This window comes from Massilia sp. UYP32 (assembly GCF_050434365.1).
GTDB lineage: Bacteria > Pseudomonadota > Gammaproteobacteria > Burkholderiales > Burkholderiaceae_D > Telluria > Telluria timonae.
In genome coordinates this window covers 41,511-57,085 of the sequence record NZ_JBNDIK010000009.1, presented here as the reverse complement: position 1 = coordinate 57,085, position 15,575 = coordinate 41,511, and the positions used below count along the sequence as shown (strand labels likewise).

The 15,575-nt window shown below is 64.1% G+C and carries 14 protein-coding genes; all 14 read left to right on the top strand.

Annotation, left to right across the window (positions count from 1 at the left end):
* Positions 1-36 precede the first annotated feature (36 nt).
* The 14 genes from hisS to ABIB42_RS08740 all read left to right on the top strand — a co-directional run bounded on the left by hisS (position 37) and on the right by ABIB42_RS08740 (position 15,480).
* Positions 37-1,386: a histidine--tRNA ligase gene (gene hisS, locus ABIB42_RS08805; RefSeq protein ID WP_219864683.1), complete on the top strand. Its 1,350-nt coding sequence runs from the start codon at positions 37-39 to the stop codon at positions 1,384-1,386.
* 47 nt (positions 1,387-1,433) lie between these two features.
* On the top strand, positions 1,434-2,120 hold the full coding sequence (locus ABIB42_RS08800; protein WP_184239707.1) for a YfgM family protein: 687 nt from the start codon (positions 1,434-1,436) through the stop codon (positions 2,118-2,120).
* Positions 2,121-2,204: 84 nt separating this feature from the next.
* Entirely contained in the window at positions 2,205-3,359 is a 1,155-nt protein-coding gene (gene bamB / locus ABIB42_RS08795; RefSeq protein WP_184239706.1) for an outer membrane protein assembly factor BamB, read from the top strand.
* Between the two features lie 8 nt (positions 3,360-3,367).
* Complete coding sequence (gene der / locus ABIB42_RS08790) at positions 3,368-4,705, top strand: ribosome biogenesis GTPase Der (protein ID WP_005666254.1); 1,338 nt, start codon at positions 3,368-3,370, stop codon at positions 4,703-4,705.
* A 158-nt stretch (positions 4,706-4,863) separates the two neighbouring features.
* Entirely contained in the window at positions 4,864-5,103 is a 240-nt protein-coding gene (gene hfq / locus ABIB42_RS08785) for an RNA chaperone Hfq (protein ID WP_005666255.1), read from the top strand.
* Positions 5,104-5,135: 32 nt separating this feature from the next.
* Positions 5,136-6,347, top strand: coding sequence for a GTPase HflX (gene hflX, locus ABIB42_RS08780; RefSeq protein WP_081589930.1), 1,212 nt, complete (start codon positions 5,136-5,138; stop codon positions 6,345-6,347).
* Between the two features lie 3 nt (positions 6,348-6,350).
* Positions 6,351-7,637: an FtsH protease activity modulator HflK gene (hflK, locus tag ABIB42_RS08775; protein ID WP_005666258.1), complete on the top strand. Its 1,287-nt coding sequence runs from the start codon at positions 6,351-6,353 to the stop codon at positions 7,635-7,637.
* Positions 7,637-8,515, top strand: coding sequence for a protease modulator HflC (hflC, locus tag ABIB42_RS08770; protein WP_005666260.1), 879 nt, complete (start codon positions 7,637-7,639; stop codon positions 8,513-8,515). Before hflK ends, hflC begins: the two co-directional genes overlap by 1 nt.
* A gap of 360 nt (positions 8,516-8,875) precedes the next feature.
* Positions 8,876-10,030 carry an ATP phosphoribosyltransferase regulatory subunit gene (locus tag ABIB42_RS08765; RefSeq protein ID WP_005666261.1) on the top strand — a complete coding sequence of 385 codons (1,155 nt, stop codon included), beginning with the start codon at positions 8,876-8,878 and terminating at the stop codon, positions 10,028-10,030.
* Positions 10,031-10,033: 3 nt separating this feature from the next.
* Positions 10,034-11,350 (top strand): adenylosuccinate synthase, encoded by a 1,317-nt coding sequence (locus ABIB42_RS08760; protein ID WP_273029172.1) that lies wholly within the window; start codon positions 10,034-10,036, stop codon positions 11,348-11,350.
* Positions 11,351-11,374: 24 nt separating this feature from the next.
* A complete protein-coding gene (locus ABIB42_RS08755; RefSeq protein ID WP_005666264.1) occupies positions 11,375-11,914 on the top strand; it encodes a phosphoribosyltransferase in 540 nt (179 codons plus the stop codon).
* Positions 11,915-12,042: 128 nt separating this feature from the next.
* Positions 12,043-12,639, top strand: coding sequence for a MarC family protein (locus ABIB42_RS08750; RefSeq protein ID WP_005666267.1), 597 nt, complete (start codon positions 12,043-12,045; stop codon positions 12,637-12,639).
* A 104-nt stretch (positions 12,640-12,743) separates the two neighbouring features.
* Entirely contained in the window at positions 12,744-13,376 is a 633-nt protein-coding gene (locus tag ABIB42_RS08745) for a PEP-CTERM sorting domain-containing protein (RefSeq protein ID WP_005666268.1), read from the top strand.
* 97 nt (positions 13,377-13,473) lie between these two features.
* Entirely contained in the window at positions 13,474-15,480 is a 2,007-nt protein-coding gene (locus tag ABIB42_RS08740; RefSeq protein WP_184239700.1) for an ATP-binding protein, read from the top strand.
* Positions 15,481-15,575: the final 95 nt, after the last annotated feature.

Here is a 15,575-nt window from a genome sequence, read left to right as displayed (position 1 = left end):
GCCCACGAGCAGCGCCAAGAATTGAGAAAGAAAACCATGTCCAAACCAGAAAAAATCGTCGCCATCAAAGGCATGAACGACATCCTGCCGCAAGACGCGCCGCTGTGGGAGCTGTTCGAGAACACCACCGAAACGATCCTGAAGAGCTACGGCTACCAGAAGATCGTGACCCCGATCGTCGAGCAGACCGCTTTGTTCTCGCGCGCCATCGGCGCCGTCACCGACATCGTCGAGAAGGAGATGTATTCCTTCGAAGACTCGATGAACGGCGACCAGCTGACCCTGCGTCCGGAAGGCACGGCCAGCGTCGTGCGCGCCGTGCTCGAGCACAACCTGGTCTACGACGGCCCGCGCCGCCTGTGGTACAAGGGCCCGATGTTCCGCCACGAGCGCCCGCAGCGCGGCCGCTACCGCCAGTTCTTCCAGTTCGGCGCCGAAGCGATCGGCTTCTCGGGCCCGGACATCGACGCCGAGATGATCATGATGTCGCGCCGCCTGTGGGATGACCTGGGCCTGCAGAACGTGCGCCTCGAGCTGAACTCGATCGGCAACGCCGAAGAGCGCAACCGCCACCGCGCCGACCTGATCGCCTATCTCGAAAAACACGAAGACATCCTCGACGCCGAGGCCAAGCGCCGCCTGCACAGCAATCCGCTGCGCATCCTGGACACCAAGAACCCGGCGATGCAGGAGATGGTCAATGCCGCCCCGCGCCTGCTGGACTACCTGGGCGAAGAGTCGCTGGCCCACTTCAACGGCGTCAAGGCGCTGCTGGACAAGAACGCGGTGCAGTACACCGTCAACCCGCGCCTGGTGCGCGGCCTGGACTACTACAACCGCACCGTGTTCGAATGGGTCACCGACGAGCTGGGCGCCCAGGGCACGATCTGCGCCGGCGGCCGCTACGATCCGCTGATCGAAACCTTCGGCGGCAAGCCGACCCCGGCGGTCGGTTTCGCGATGGGCATGGAACGCATCATCGAGCTCATGAAAGGGTTGGGCGAACCGGCCGAGCCGAACGTGTGCGACGTGTACATGGTCCACCAGGGAGAAGAGGCCCAGCTGCAGTCCTTCATCCTGGCCGAGCGGATTCGGGATGCCGGCCTGGATGTTGTGTTACATTGCGCAACGCCAACAGGTGCTGGCAGCTTCAAGAGCCAGATGAAGAAGGCCGATGGCAGCGGCGCCGCCTTTGCCGTCATCATCGGCCAGGACGAGATCGCGAACAATGCCGCGCAAGTGAAGACCATGCGCGGCGAAGTGGGCGAGCAGCAGCAGGCCGCCGTGCCGTTCGAGGAAGTGGTCGACTACCTGGTCGACCAGATCGTCGGCAGTCACGACCACGACCACGGCCACGACCACGATCACGTGCACTACCACCCGTAACCGGCGTTCGGCACCACCAATCAACCATTTAATACAAGAATACGCACATGGCATACGATCACCAGGAACAGGAACAGCTTGATTCCTTCAAGGCGTTCTGGTCGCAGTACGGCAACATCATCATCTGGGTCCTGATTCTCGCGCTCGGCTCCTACGCCGGCTGGAATTACTGGAAAACCCACCAGCGCAACAAGTCGGTCGAGGCGTCGGCGCTGTATGACGAGCTGCAGACCTCGCTGCTGGCGAACGACAATGCCAAGGTGCAGCGCGTGGCGGGCGATATCCGCGCCAAGTACGAATCGTCGGCCTATGCCCCGATGGCGGCGCTGGCGGCGGCCAAGACCGCCTTCGAAGCGAACGACCTCAAGACCGCCAAGGAGCAGCTGCAGTGGGCGGCCGAGCACGGCAACGACGAATACAAGTCGATCGCCAACCTGCGCCTGGCCGGCGTGCTGCTCGACGAAAAGGCATTCGACGAAGCGCTGAAGGTCTTGAATGGCAAATTCCTGCCGCAGTTCACCTCGGAAGTGAACGACCGCAAGGGCGACGTGCTGGTCGCGCAGAACAAGCTGAACGAAGCGCGCGCGGCCTATGTCGCGGCGATCGCCGCGATGGATCCGAACGCGCCGGGCCGCCAGTTGGTGCAGATCAAGCTCGAAGCGATCGGCGGCACGGTGCCGGCCGACAAGAAATCGGAACAAGAAAAAGCTGCCGAGCAAAAGGCAGCCGCGTAATCCTCCCCCATGAGAGGGCCCGCGCACGCCTGACGGCGGCGCGGGCCTTGCGTCCTCTATAGTCCAGGAACAAGGTAGAACAAAATGCGTATTTGCAGCAAGCTTGTTGGTGTCGGCGTACTGGCCCTGATGACGGGTTGCTCGACCCTCAATTCGCTCAATCCATTCGCGTCGGATAAGAAGGGCGACCAGCCGGCCAAGCTGGTCGAGCTGAAAGGCAGCATGGCCGTGCGCACCGCATGGAAACTTGATATCGGCAAGGCGCGCGGCTACACCTTCTCGCCTGCGCTGACCGGCAACACGGTGGTCGTGGCCGGCGCCGACGGCGCCATCGCGCGCGTCGAAGCCGAGAGCGGCAAGCAACTGTGGCGCATCAAGGCCGACACCGAACTGTCGGCCGGCGTCGGCACCGACGGCAACCTGATCGTGGTCGGCGGCGACAAGGGCCAGCTGCTGGCCTTCGACATGGACGGCAAGGCGCTGTGGAAGACCCAGCTGTCGAGCGAGATCCTGTCGGCGCCGGTGGTGTCGCAAGGCATCGTGGTGGCGCGCTCGATCGACAACCGCATCGTCGGCATCGATGCCGCCAACGGCAACAAGAAGTGGACCGTGCAAAAAGTCGCGCCGCCGCTCACCCTGCGCAATGCGCCGGGCATGATCGTGGCCGGGACCGACGTCATCGTGGCCCAGCCGGGCGGCAAGCTGTCGTCGATGATCCTGGCCACCGGCGCGCCGCGCTGGGACGTCGAGGTCGGCGTCTCGCGCGGCGCCACCGAACTGGAACGCGTGACCGACATCGGCGGCGCGCCGGTGCTGTTCGAGAACGAGGTGTGCGCCGCGTCCTACCAGGGCCGCGTAGGCTGCTTCGACCTGGTCACCGGTTCGGCGAAGTGGACGCGCGACCTGTCGTCCGATGCCGGCGTCGCCGTCGACCAGCTGTACGTGTTCGCACCGGACGACAAGGGCGCCCTGCATGCCTTCACCCGCGACACGGGTTCTTCCAGCTGGAAGAACGACAAGCTGGCCTTCCGCCGCCTGTCGACCCCGCTGTCGTATGGCCGCGCCGTCGCGGTCGGCGACTTCGAAGGCTATGTGCACTTCCTGTCGCGCGAGGACGGATCTTTCCTGGCGCGCGCAGCGACCGATGGCAGCCCGATCATGGGCACGCCGCTGGTGGCCGGCACGAACCTGATTTTTCAAACACAAAATGGAACTGTGACCGCGATCGCGGTCGAATAGAATAAAACATGAAGCCGGTAATCGCACTCGTAGGTCGTCCCAACGTCGGGAAATCGACCTTATTTAACCGCCTGACCCGTTCGCGTGACGCGCTGGTGGCCGACCTCCCTGGCCTGACGCGCGACCGCCACTATGGCGAAGGCCGGATTGGCGAACGGCCATTCCTGGTCATCGACACGGGCGGTTTCGAGCCGGTCGCCAAAGAAGGCATCATGCATGAAATGGCGCTGCAGACGCGCCAGGCCGTGGCCGAGGCCGACGTGGTCGTGTTCATCGTGGACGGCCGCCAGGGCCTGACCCCGCACGACAAGACCATCACCGATTACCTGCGCAAGAGTGGCCGCAAGGTCATGCTGGTGGTGAACAAGTCGGAAGGCATGAAGTACACCTCCGTCACCGCCGACTTCTATGAACTCGGCATGGGCGACCCGTACGTGATCTCCGCCGCCCATGGCGACGGCGTGCACGACCTGGTCAACGAGGCGCTCGACATCGCCTTCGCCCAGCGCCCCGACGAACCGGAAGAGCTGGAACCGGCCGATCACGGCTTCAAGATCGCCATCGTCGGCCGCCCGAACGTCGGCAAGTCGACCCTGATCAATACCCTGGTCGGCGAGCAGCGCGTAATCGCCTTCGACATGCCGGGTACCACCCGCGATGCGATCGAAGTGCCGTTCGAGCGCGACGGCAAGAAGTACACGCTGATCGACACCGCCGGCATCCGCCGCCGCGGCAAGATTTTCGAGGCTATCGAGAAATTCTCCGTGGTCAAGACCATGCAGTCGATCTCGGATGCCAACGTCGTCATCCTGCTGCTCGACGCCCAGCAAGATATTTCCGAGCAAGATGCCCACATCGCCGGCTTCATCCTGGAATCGGGCAGGGCGCTGGTGGTGGCCGTCAACAAGTGGGACGGCCTGCAAACCGACCAGCGCGACCAGGTCAAGAACGACCTCGACCGTAAGCTGGACTTCCTGGGCTTCGCCAAGACCCACTTCGTCTCGGCGCTGCGCGGCACCGGCATCAGCCAGCTGCTCAAGTCGGTGGAGTCGGCGTATGCCGCCGCGACGGCCAACCTGTCGACGCCGCGCCTGACGCGCGCGCTGCAGGAGGCGGTCGAGAAGCAGGAGCCGAAGCGCAAGGGCACCTCGCGTCCGAAGATGCGCTATGCCCACCAGGGCGGTCAGAATCCGCCGATCATCGTCATCCACGGCAATGCGCTGGAGGGGATCACCGAGCCTTATAAGCGCTATCTGGAAAAGCATTTCCGTGACACGTTCAACCTGGTCGGCACCCCGCTCAGGATCGAGCTGCGCAGCGGGAAAAATCCGTTCGCAAAAGACTGAATTGTTTAGGCTGAAAGTCGTAGCAGTACGACAAAAAGCGGCAAAACAGGTTACAGTAGGCTTAGGGCTGCATTCGCTCACGCAGAATATGGCTCTAACTACTTGAAAACCGGCAAATCGCCTCAAACTTTTAACTACAACAACATTACGGAGCTGTTATGAGCAACAAAGGGCAACTGTTACAAGACCCATTCCTCAACGCCTTGCGCAAGGAACACGTCCCTGTCTCGATCTACCTCGTCAACGGTATCAAACTCCAGGGTCATATCGAATCCTTCGACCAATACGTCGTTTTGCTTCGTAATACCGTGACCCAGATGGTCTACAAGCATGCCATTTCCACTGTCGTGCCGGCCCGTGCCGTCAACCTTAACCTCGACTCCAACGAAGCCGAGTAAGGCCGATGGCTGACGCCCCCGGCACTCCAACCCTGCGCGCAGCGCTGGTCGGCATCGACTTCGGGACTGGCGACTTCGCCGCCAGTCTCGATGAGCTGTCGCTGCTTGCGCGCTCCGCCGGCGCCGATCCGATCACCACGATCACGGCGAAGCGCAGCAGCCCGGACCCCGCGCATTTCGTCGGCAGCGGCAAGGCCGACGAAATCGCCCTCGACGCCAAGGCCCTTGGCGCCGAGATCGTCATCTTCAACCACGCTCTCTCTCCCGCCCAGCAGCGCAACCTGGAGCGTCGCCTCCAGCTGCGCGTGATCGACCGCACCAGCCTGATCCTCGATATCTTCGCCCAGCGCGCCAAGAGCCACGAGGGTAAGCTCCAGGTCGAGCTCGCTCAACTGCAGCACCTGGCCACGCGCCTGATCCGCGGCTGGACCCACCTGGAACGTCAAAAGGGCGGTATCGGCCTGCGCGGTCCGGGTGAAACCCAGCTCGAGACCGACCGCCGCCTGATCGGCGAGCGGGTCAAGATGCTGCGCGCGCGCCTCGGCAAATTGCGCAAGCAGCACGAGACCCAGCGCCGCCAGCGCGGACGCAACAAGACCTTCTCGGTGTCGCTCGTCGGTTATACCAATGCCGGCAAGTCGACCCTGTTCAACACGCTGACGAAAGCCGGCGTGTATGTGGCGAACCAGCTGTTCGCGACCCTCGACACCACCAGCCGCCGCATGTACCTGGGCGACGAGGTGGGCAGCGTCGTGATCTCGGACACCGTCGGTTTCGTGCGCGAGCTGCCGCACCAGCTGGTGGCGGCGTTTCGCGCCACGCTGGAAGAAACCATCCATGCCGACCTCTTGCTGCATGTGGTCGACAGCGCCTCCCCGACGCGCATGGAGCAGGTCGAACAGGTCAATGAAGTCTTGCGCGAGATTGGCGCAGATCATGTTCCGCAAATTTTGGTGTGGAACAAGATCGATGCCGCCGGGCTGGAACCTGGGGTCGAGCGTGATGAGTATGATAAGATCAACCGGGTTTTCATCAGCGCCCACAGTGGCGCCGGCCTGGATCTGCTGCGTTCGGCAATCGCCGAGGCGGCCAAGTCCGCGCCGGGCCCAGGCGGGTACAGCAACCCAGAAAACGAAGAGCACGACGAAGCCTTCGGGCTCGCCGAGGAAGACGCGTCGGTGGACGCGCACCCCGGCGGTCTTGCCGACAATATGCCAACTTCCACCCATGTCAGGCCCAACTAGCCTATGCTTGTTTCTCTACTAAAAAGATTCGGCGTCAAATTGTCGCTGAACGACCCACGCTGGGGACGCAACCCCGAAGACGACCGCAAGGCCCAGGATGGTCGCCGCCCCGGTGACGGTCCTCCCGACCTCGACCAGATGTGGCGCGATTTCAATGCGCGCCTGAACCGCATGTTCGGCGGCCGCGGCAACAATAACGGCGGCGGCGACAACGGCGGCCCGCGCGGCGAAATGCGCGGCGCCGGCATCGGCGCCGGCGTGATCGCCATCATCGTCGGCTTCATCTGGCTTGCCAGCGGCGCCTTCATCGTGCAAGAGGGCCAGGTCGGCGTCGTGACCACCTTCGGCAAGTACAGCCACTCGACCACGCCGGGTTTCAACTGGCGCTGGCCGTATCCGTTCCAGGCCCACGAGACCGTCAACACCTCGCAGATCCGTACCGCCGAGATCGGCTACCGGGCGAACGTGCGCAACAAGCAGCCGCAAGAATCGCTGATGCTGACCGATGACGAAAACATCATCGACATCCAGTTCGCGGTGCAGTACACGCTGAAAGACCCGGTCGCCTGGCTGTTCAACAACCGCGACCAGGACGACAGCGTGCGCCAGATCGCCGAGACGGCGATCCGCGAAGTGGTCGGCCGCAACAAGATGGACTTCGTCCTGTACGAAGGCCGCGAGAAGGTCGCCGCCGACGTGCATTCGATGATGCAGGCGATCGGCGACCGCTACGCGCTCGGCGCCCTGATCACCAACGTGACGATGCAGGGCGTGCAGCCGCCGGAGCAGGTGCAGAGCGCCTTCGACGACGCCGTGCGCGCAGGCCAGGACCGCGCCCGCGCCCGCAACGAGGGCGAGGCGTATGCCAACCAGATCATCCCGCAGGCGCGCGGCCAGGCCTTCCGCCTGCAGCAGGACGCCGAAGCCTACCGTTCGATGGTGGTCGAGAACGCGACCGGTAACGCCGCCCGCTTCGACCAGGTGGTGGCCGCCTATTCGCGCGCCCCGGCCGTGACCCGCGACCGCATGTACATCGACACCATGCAGCAGATCTTCACCAGCACCACCAAGGTGATGGTCGACTCGCGCGCCAACAACAATATGCTGTACCTGCCGCTCGACAAGCTGATGCAGCAGCAGGCAGCCAACGATGCCCAGATCGGCAGCAAATCGGGTCCGGTGCAATTGCCGCAGTCCGGCCAACCTGCCGAAGTGAGCCAGGCCATGGAAGCGGTGCGCCAGCGAGACGAGCGCAGCCGCGATTCCTCACGTGACAGGGAGACCCGCTGATGAACCGCCTCGTAACTCTTTTCGTCGCGGGCTTCATCGCACTGATGCTGCTGTCGTCCACGATCTTCGTCGTCGACCAGCGTCGCTTCGCGATCGTGTTCGCGCTCGGCCAGGTCAAGGAAGTGATTTCGACGCCGGGCCTGCACTTCAAGCTGCCGCCGCCGTTCCAGAACGTGATCTACCTGGACAAGCGCATCCTGACGCTGGACACGCCCGACGCCGACCGCTTCATCACGGCCGAGAAGAAGAACATCCTGGTGGATGCCTTCATGAAATGGCGTATCGAAGATCCGCGCCTGTACTACGTCAGCTTCGGTGGTGACGAAAGCCGTGCGCGCGACCGCATGTCGCAGATCATCAAGGCGGCCCTGAACGATGAGATCACCAAGCGCACCGTGCGCGAAGTGATTTCCGGCGAGCGTGCCGCGGTGATGGCGGCGGTGCAGGCCAAGGTCGTGGCCGAGGCAAAGGAAATTGGCGTCGGCATCGTCGACGTGCGCCTCAAGCGCGTGGATTACATCGAGCAGATCAACAACTCGGTGTACGAACGCATGCGCGCCGAGCGCGTCCGCGTCGCCAACGAGCTGCGTTCGACCGGCGCCGCCGAGTCCGAGCAGATCCGCGCCGATGCTGACCGCCAGCGCACCGTGATCATCGCCGAAGCCTTCCGCGACGCCGAGAAGGTCAAGGGTGACGGCGACGCGAAGGCCTCGGCCATCTACGCCGAAGCTTTCGGCAAGAACCCGGAATTCGCCCGCTACTACCGTTCGCTCGAAGCCTACCGCGCCAGCTTCAAGGACCGCAGCGACGTGCTGGTGGTGGATCCGAACTCGGAGTTCTTCAAGTACTTCAAGCAGCCGGCGGCGTCGGGGCGTTAAGCAGTCTGGCAAGCGGCCTTGCTTGAGGGTAGGGCTGTTCTGCTGAAATTGGGTTCCCGCCTGCGCGGGAACGACGGTTTTGAGGCCGGGTGAGAAGCGTATAGCGCCTCTGTTCACCTGCTATCAAAGAACGTCGTTCCCGCGCAGGCGGGAACCCAAGTTTTTTTGCAAAGCACCACCCGGACAGCACCTCAATCCGTGGCAGATTGTCAACCTGCCACCATGTCTAGACAGCATTCCCTGCCTCTCCCTCTTCATTTTCGGGTAAAATCACCGATTCGGCGTTCGCGCCATGCGTTGGCACGTCTATCGTCGTCCCTGCCAGTCGCAGCTAATTATCCCAACTCCCATCTGTTGCCCATGCCGAACTGGCTATTGCCTGAGAATATTGCCGATGTCTTGCCGTCCGAAGCGCGCAAGATCGAGGAGCTGCGCCGCCTGATGCTCGATAACTTCCGGCTCTACGGCTACGAGCTCGTGATGCCGCCGCTGCTCGAATATACCGAGTCGCTGCTGGCAGGCGCCGGCGAAGATACCGACCTCAAGACCTTCAAGGTCATCGATCCGCTGTCGGGCCGCCTGCTCGGCCTGCGCGCCGACATGACCACGCAGGTGGCGCGCATCGACGCGCACCTGCTGAACCGTGAATCGATCACCCGCCTGTGCTACGCCGGCAGCGTGCTGCACACCCGTCCGTCGGGCCTGCACGCCACCCGCGAGCCGGTGCAGATCGGCGCCGAGATCTACGGCCATGCCGGCCTGGAAGCCGACGCCGAGATCCAGGAACTGGCCCTCGGCTCGCTGGCCCTGGCCGGCTTCGCCAACGTGCGCCTGGACCTGGCCCACGTCGGCGTGCTGCGCGCGCTGCTGAACGAAGACCCGGCCGCCAAGCGTGACGAAACCCAGATCTACTGCCTGCTGCGCGCCAAGGATGCGCCGGGTTTGGACGCCATCTCGACGAACTACTATCCGCAGACCCGCCAGGCGCTGCTGGCGCTGCCGCACCTGTACGGCGACGTCGAGGTGCTGGCCAAGGCGCGCGAACAGCTGCCGGCGCTGCCGGGCATACAGCGTGCGCTGGCCGAACTGGCCGCGCTGGCCGCCGGCGCCATCGGCCGCGCCGAGGTGGCGATCGACCTGGCCGACCTGCGCGGCTACCAGTACGAAAGCGGCGCCATGTTCGCACTGTACGTGCCGGGCCTGCCGAATGCGGTCGCCAGGGGCGGGCGCTACGATCACGTGGGCGAGGCCTTTGGACGCGCGCGTCCGGCGACCGGCTTCTCGCTCGACCTGCGCGAACTGGCCCGGCTGCTGCCGACGGCCGAGCGCAAGCATTCCATCCGCGCGCCGTGGGGCAATGCCCCCGAGCTGAAGGAAAAAATCGCTGACCTGCGCAAGGCAGGCGAAGTCGTGATCCAGAGCATGCCTGGTCACGACAATGTTCAGGACGAGTTCGAGTGCGACCGCGTGCTCGTCCTCGAAAACGGAAATTGGATTCTCAAAAACTTAGGTTAAGTGATGTCAAATACTAACGTGGCAAAGAACGTCGTTGTCATCGGCACCCAGTGGGGCGATGAAGGCAAAGGGAAGATCGTCGACTGGCTCACCGACCACGCCGCCGGCGTGGTGCGTTTCCAGGGCGGCCATAACGCTGGTCACACCCTGGTCATCAAGGGCCAGAAGACCGCGCTGCAACTGATCCCTTCGGGCATCATGCGCGAAGGCGTGGCCTGCTACATCGGCAACGGCGTCGTGGTCTCGGTGCCGGACGTGATGCGCGAGATCGACAAGCTGCAGGCCGCCGGCATCGAAGTGGTGTCGCGCCTGAAGATCTCCGAGGCGTGCCCGATCATCCTGCCTTACCACGTCGCCATCGACAAGGCGCGCGAAGCCAAGCGCGGCGAGAACAAGATCGGCACCACCTGCAAGGGCATCGGCCCGGCCTACGAAGACAAGGTCGCGCGCCGCGCGATCCGTATCGCCGACCTGCTCAACGCCGAGCGCTTCGCCGAGAAGCTCAAGGAAAACCTGGACTACCACAACCACGTGCTGGTCAACTACCTGGGCGGCGAAGCGATCGACTTCCAGACCACCTATGATGACGCGATGGCCCTGGTGCCGCGCCTGCGTCCGATGGTCGCCGACGTGTCGTCGCTGCTGTACGCGGCCCACAAGCAAGGCGGCAAGCTGCTGTTCGAAGGCGCGCAGGGTTCGCTGCTCGACGTCGACCACGGCACCTATCCGTTCGTCACCTCGTCGAACTGCGTGGCGGGCAATGCCGCCGCCGGCGCCGGCGTCGGCCCGAACATGCTGCACTACATCCTGGGCATCACCAAGGCCTACACCACCCGCGTCGGTTCGGGCCCGTTCCCGGCCGAGCTGCCGACCGAAGAAGGCGTGGGCGAGCACCTGTCGCGCGTCGGCCATGAATTCGGCACCGTGACCGGCCGCGCCCGCCGCTGCGGCTGGTTCGACGCCGCCCTGCTGCGCCGCTCGGTCCAGATTAACGGCGTGTCGGGCATGTGCCTGACCAAGCTGGACGTGCTGGATGGTATTGAATCCCTCAAACTCTGCACCGGCTACAGGATCGACGGCCGTGACGTCGACATCTTCCCGGTCGGCGCCGAAGAAGCCGCCCTGTGCGAGCCGGTGTACGAAGAAATGCCGGGCTGGACCGAATCAACCGTCGGCGCCAAGTCGATGGAAGAGCTGCCGGCCAATGCCCGCGCCTACATCAAGCGCATCGAAGAGCTGGTTGGCGTGCCGATCGACATGGTGTCGACTGGCCCGGACCGTGAAGAAACCATCGTCCTGCGTCACCCGTTCGCAGCGTAAACCAAGAAGAATCTGGAGTAGAAGATGAATACCCCCGTATCGACCGACAAGGACCTGTGGGTCTCCTGGGATGAATACCACCGCCTGATCGAGCGCCTGGCGCTGCAGGTCTATGAATCGGGCTGGAAGTTCGATCAAGTGCTGTGCCTGGCGCGCGGCGGCGTGCGTCCTGGCGACGTGTTCTCGCGCATCTTCGACGTGCCGCTGGCGATCCTGTCGACCAGCTCGTACCGCGAAGAAGCCGGCACCAAGCAGGGCGACCTGGACATCTCGAAGTACATGACCATGACCAAGGGCCCGCTGGCCGGCCGCGTGCTGCTGGTCGACGACCTGGCCGATTCGGGCGTCACCCTGCGCAAGGTCAGCGAGCACCTGACCGAGAACTACAAGGATGTCACCGAAGTGAAATCGGCCGTCATCTGGGTCAAGGGCACGTCTTCGATCCGTCCTGATTACTACCTGGACGACCTGCCGCACAATCCGTGGATCCACCAGCCGTTCGAAGAATATGACGGCCTGCGTCCGCATCAGCTGGCGGCGTGGTTGAAGAAGTTCGAGAAGTAATACCGGTCCGCGCGATCGAATCGAAGCAGGGAAGGGTACAAGCCTTTCCCTGTTTTTTTTCGTCGGCCGAGGTGGCGGCTGCTAATATTGCGCTGTTAACATTTCTGGCAACCCAACAATAACAAGCCATGACCCAAAGCTTCTTCCAGACCTTCATTCTCCTCATCCTCGTCACCGACCCTTTTGGTAACGTCCCCCTGTTTGCTGCCGCCCTGAAAGACACCCCGATCGAGCGTCGCAACAAGATCGTAATCCGCGAATGCGGCATCGCCTTCCTGCTGTTGCTGGTGTTCATGTTCTTCGGCAAGCACTTCCTCGAGGCGCTGCACCTGAGCCCGGTCGCGCTGCGCATCGGCGGCGCCGTCATCCTCCTGATGATCGCGATCCGCATGATCTTCCCGCACCCCGACGGCGTGCTGGGCAAGAGCGAAGGCGGCGAGCCCTTCATCGTGCCGCTGGCGATTCCCGCGCTGGCCGGGCCGTCGGCGCTGGCCACCGTGCTGCTGTTCTCGTCGACCAGCTTCACCGACACGATGGTGCACGTCGCCGCGCTGGCGGCGGTGGGCGTGGTCTGGCTGGCAGTGTTCCTGAGCGCCGAAAAGCTGCAGCAGAAACTCGGCCCGCAAGTCATGACCGCCTTCGAGCGCCTGATGGGCCTGATCCTGACGGCGATGTCCATCGAGATGCTGCTGGGTGGTATCCGGGAGTTCGTACAGAGCCTGTAAGCGGACGGCGGGCGGCAATGGATCCCCTGCCGCATTGACTCCCATCAGATCGTCCTTGCGGCAATCAATCATCGTTTACTCTGGTCTGCTCAGAGGAGGTCTCGATGAACGCTGTAATGCGCCTTGCCGCCGCAATCCTGCTTGCGGTGGCAGTCGCCGTGCCGGCAAGCGCCAATATTGTCCGCGACGGCGATTTTGAACTGAACGATGGCAGTTGGGAACTCACCGAAGGCTGGTTTCTGGGAGACGCCGGCCGCGGCGCGAGCAGCGGCGTCAACTCGCTCAGTACCGGCTGCTTCGGTCCCGAGTTTTCCTGCTTTGCTACCCAAGCCCTGCCGACGACGACCGGCCAGCGCTACGACCTGAGCTTCTGGCTGTATGCGGACGGCGTGATCGGCCCGGATGGCTTTCCGATATTTCAGTTTGACAATGGAATCAGGGTGATGTTCGGAGACGCGATCGCGACGACCATCTACAATTTCCCGACCACGAACACGTCCACCGATATCGGGACGGGCGGCCCGTCCACGCAAATCATCGTCCGCAACCTGCTGGCGACATCGGCATCGACCATCCTGCAATTGTCCGGCTACCACGACCCTTCGGGGATCTTCTTCGACGACATCTCGGTCGAGCTGGCGGTCAGCCAGATCCCCGAGCCCGGAACCTTGTCGCTGTTCGGCATGGCGCTCGGCTGTCTTGGCCTGAGCAGGTGGCGGCGCGCACGCGCTGCCTGAGCCGCAAGCAGCCTGTTCCGGGCATCCGTGCGGGAGTCGTTGCCCCAAATCTGGCACACTGCAGTCGCGCAGATTGCGCGCGACTCCCGGACCATGAATGAAACAGGAACCAGCGACACCCTCCGAATGGCTGCCTTTCCTCAGCGGTGGCGGCATGATGGGCGCCATGATGCGCGCCCACGACTGGAGTGCGTCGCCCCTGGGTTCACCGCGCCAGTGGCCGCAGGCGCTGCGCACCGTGGTCGGCCTGATGCTCAACTCGAAGTTCCCGATGTTCGTCGCCTGGGGCGGCGAACTCGGGTTTCTCTATAACGACTCGTATATCTCGATCCTGGGCGACAAGCATCCGACCTCGCTCGGCAAGCGCTTCCACGACGTCTGGGCCGAGATCTGGCACGACATCCACCCGCTGATCGTACGCGCGCTCAGGGGCGAGGCCAGTTATATGGACCGCCTGCCGCTGCGCATGCGCCGTCACGGCTACGATGAGGACACCTGGTTCCGCTTCTCGTATTCGCCGGTGCGCGACGAAGACGGCACCGTGGCCGGCATGTTCTGCGCCTGCGTCGAGATGACGGGCGAGGTGCTGGCCCAGCGCTACCGCGAGGAGGAGAACGAGCGCCTGGTGACCCTGTTCGAGCAGGCGCCCGGCATCATCGCCGTGCTGCGCGGCCCGGACCACGTATTCGAGATCACCAACCGCTCCTACCTGCAGCTGGTCGGCCACCGCGCGCTGGTCGGCAAGGCCGTGCGCGACGCGCTGCCCGAGGTGCAGGGGCAGGGCTTCTTCGAGCTGCTCGACCACGTGTACCAGAGCGGCCAGCCTTTCGTGGGCCACGCGGTGCCGCTGCGCGTGCAGCGCGACCCCAACGCGCCGCTGGAAGAGCGCTTCATCGACTTCGTCTACCAGCCGATCCACGACCAGCACGGCAAGGTCTCGGGCATCTTCGTGGAGGGCAGCGACGTCACGGCGCGCAAGCGCATCGAGGACGAGCTGCGCGCCGCCAACCGCCAGAAGGACCAGTTCCTGGCGATGCTGGCGCACGAGCTGCGCAATCCGCTGGCGCCGATCACCACGGCGGCCCAGCTGCTGCAGCGCGGCCAGATGGACGCACCCGGCATCCAGCGCGCCAGCGACATCATCGCGCGCCAGGCCCAGCACATGACGTCCCTGGTGAACGACCTGCTCGACGTCTCGCGCGTGACGCGCGGCCTGGTGACCATCTCGAAAGAGGCGCTGGAAATGCGCGAGATCGTGCACGAGGCGGTGGAGCAGGTGCGACCGTTGATCGATGCGCGCGGCCACGCACTGCAGTGCGAAATCGCAGCGAGCCCCTTGCGCGTGGAGGGCGACCGCACGCGCCTGATCCAGGTGGTGTCGAACATCCTGAACAACGCCGCCAAGTACACGGCGGCGGGTGGAAGCCTCGTGCTCAGCGCACGCATCGAGTCGGGCTTGGTGCGGGTCGCGGTGCGCGACAACGGGCAGGGCATCGATCCGCCGATCCTGCCCTACATTTTTGATTTGTTCATCCAGGCCGAGCGCACGCCCGACCGTTCGCAGGGCGGCCTGGGGCTCGGCCTGGCGCTGGTCAAGAGCCTGGCCGTGCTGCATGGCGGACGGGTGGAGGCGCACAGCGCGGGGTTGGGCAAGGGCAGTGAGTTCGTCGTTTACCTGCCATGCCTGGCCGAGGCGCCGGAAGTGAGCCCGCCGCCGCTTGACGTGCAGCCGCGCGGCGCGCGCGGGCTGAGGGTGCTGGTGGTCGACGACAACGTCGACGCGGCCCAGATGCTGGCGACGCTGCTCGAGATGAATGGATATGAGGTTAGCATCGCCTACGATGGCAAGGGCGCGCTGGCGAGCGCGGTGCAGGCGCCGCCGGACGTGGCTCTGCTCGACATCGGATTGCCCGACATCGATGGCCACGAACTGGCGCGCCGGCTGCGGGCGATGCCCGAGACCACGCAGGCGGTGCTGGTAGCCCTGACGGGATATGGGCAGGTCGAAGACCAGCGGCGGGCGTACAAGGCCGGGTTCGACCATCACATGGCCAAGCCGGCGGATTTGGCGAAATTGCTGGAATTGCTGGCGGGAGTAGCGTAGGGTTGGCAGCGGCGCTGCCGACGCGGTGATCGTTGGCGGCGAGGTCATCCGGCCAGGAAAGGAACCGGTAACCATCACCGCGTCGGCGGCGAAGC

Bases quoted from the DNA above. Each gene is read 5' to 3' on its own strand.
- hisS (WP_219864683.1), top strand. From the start codon at position 37: ATGTCCAAACCAGAAAAAATCGTCGCCATCAAAGGCATGAACGACATC.
- ABIB42_RS08800 (WP_184239707.1), top strand. From the start codon at position 1,434: ATGGCATACGATCACCAGGAACAGGAACAGCTTGATTCCTTCAAGGCG.
- bamB (WP_184239706.1), top strand. From the start codon at position 2,205: ATGCGTATTTGCAGCAAGCTTGTTGGTGTCGGCGTACTGGCCCTGATG.
- der (WP_005666254.1), top strand. From the start codon at position 3,368: ATGAAGCCGGTAATCGCACTCGTAGGTCGTCCCAACGTCGGGAAATCG.
- hfq (WP_005666255.1), top strand. From the start codon at position 4,864: ATGAGCAACAAAGGGCAACTGTTACAAGACCCATTCCTCAACGCCTTG.
- hflK (WP_005666258.1), top strand. From the start codon at position 6,351: ATGCTTGTTTCTCTACTAAAAAGATTCGGCGTCAAATTGTCGCTGAAC.
- hflC (WP_005666260.1), top strand. From the start codon at position 7,637: ATGAACCGCCTCGTAACTCTTTTCGTCGCGGGCTTCATCGCACTGATG.
- ABIB42_RS08765 (WP_005666261.1), top strand. From the start codon at position 8,876: ATGCCGAACTGGCTATTGCCTGAGAATATTGCCGATGTCTTGCCGTCC.
- ABIB42_RS08760 (WP_273029172.1), top strand. From the start codon at position 10,034: ATGTCAAATACTAACGTGGCAAAGAACGTCGTTGTCATCGGCACCCAG.
- ABIB42_RS08755 (WP_005666264.1), top strand. From the start codon at position 11,375: ATGAATACCCCCGTATCGACCGACAAGGACCTGTGGGTCTCCTGGGAT.
- ABIB42_RS08750 (WP_005666267.1), top strand. From the start codon at position 12,043: ATGACCCAAAGCTTCTTCCAGACCTTCATTCTCCTCATCCTCGTCACC.
- ABIB42_RS08745 (WP_005666268.1), top strand. From the start codon at position 12,744: ATGAACGCTGTAATGCGCCTTGCCGCCGCAATCCTGCTTGCGGTGGCA.
- ABIB42_RS08740 (WP_184239700.1), top strand. From the start codon at position 13,474: ATGAAACAGGAACCAGCGACACCCTCCGAATGGCTGCCTTTCCTCAGC.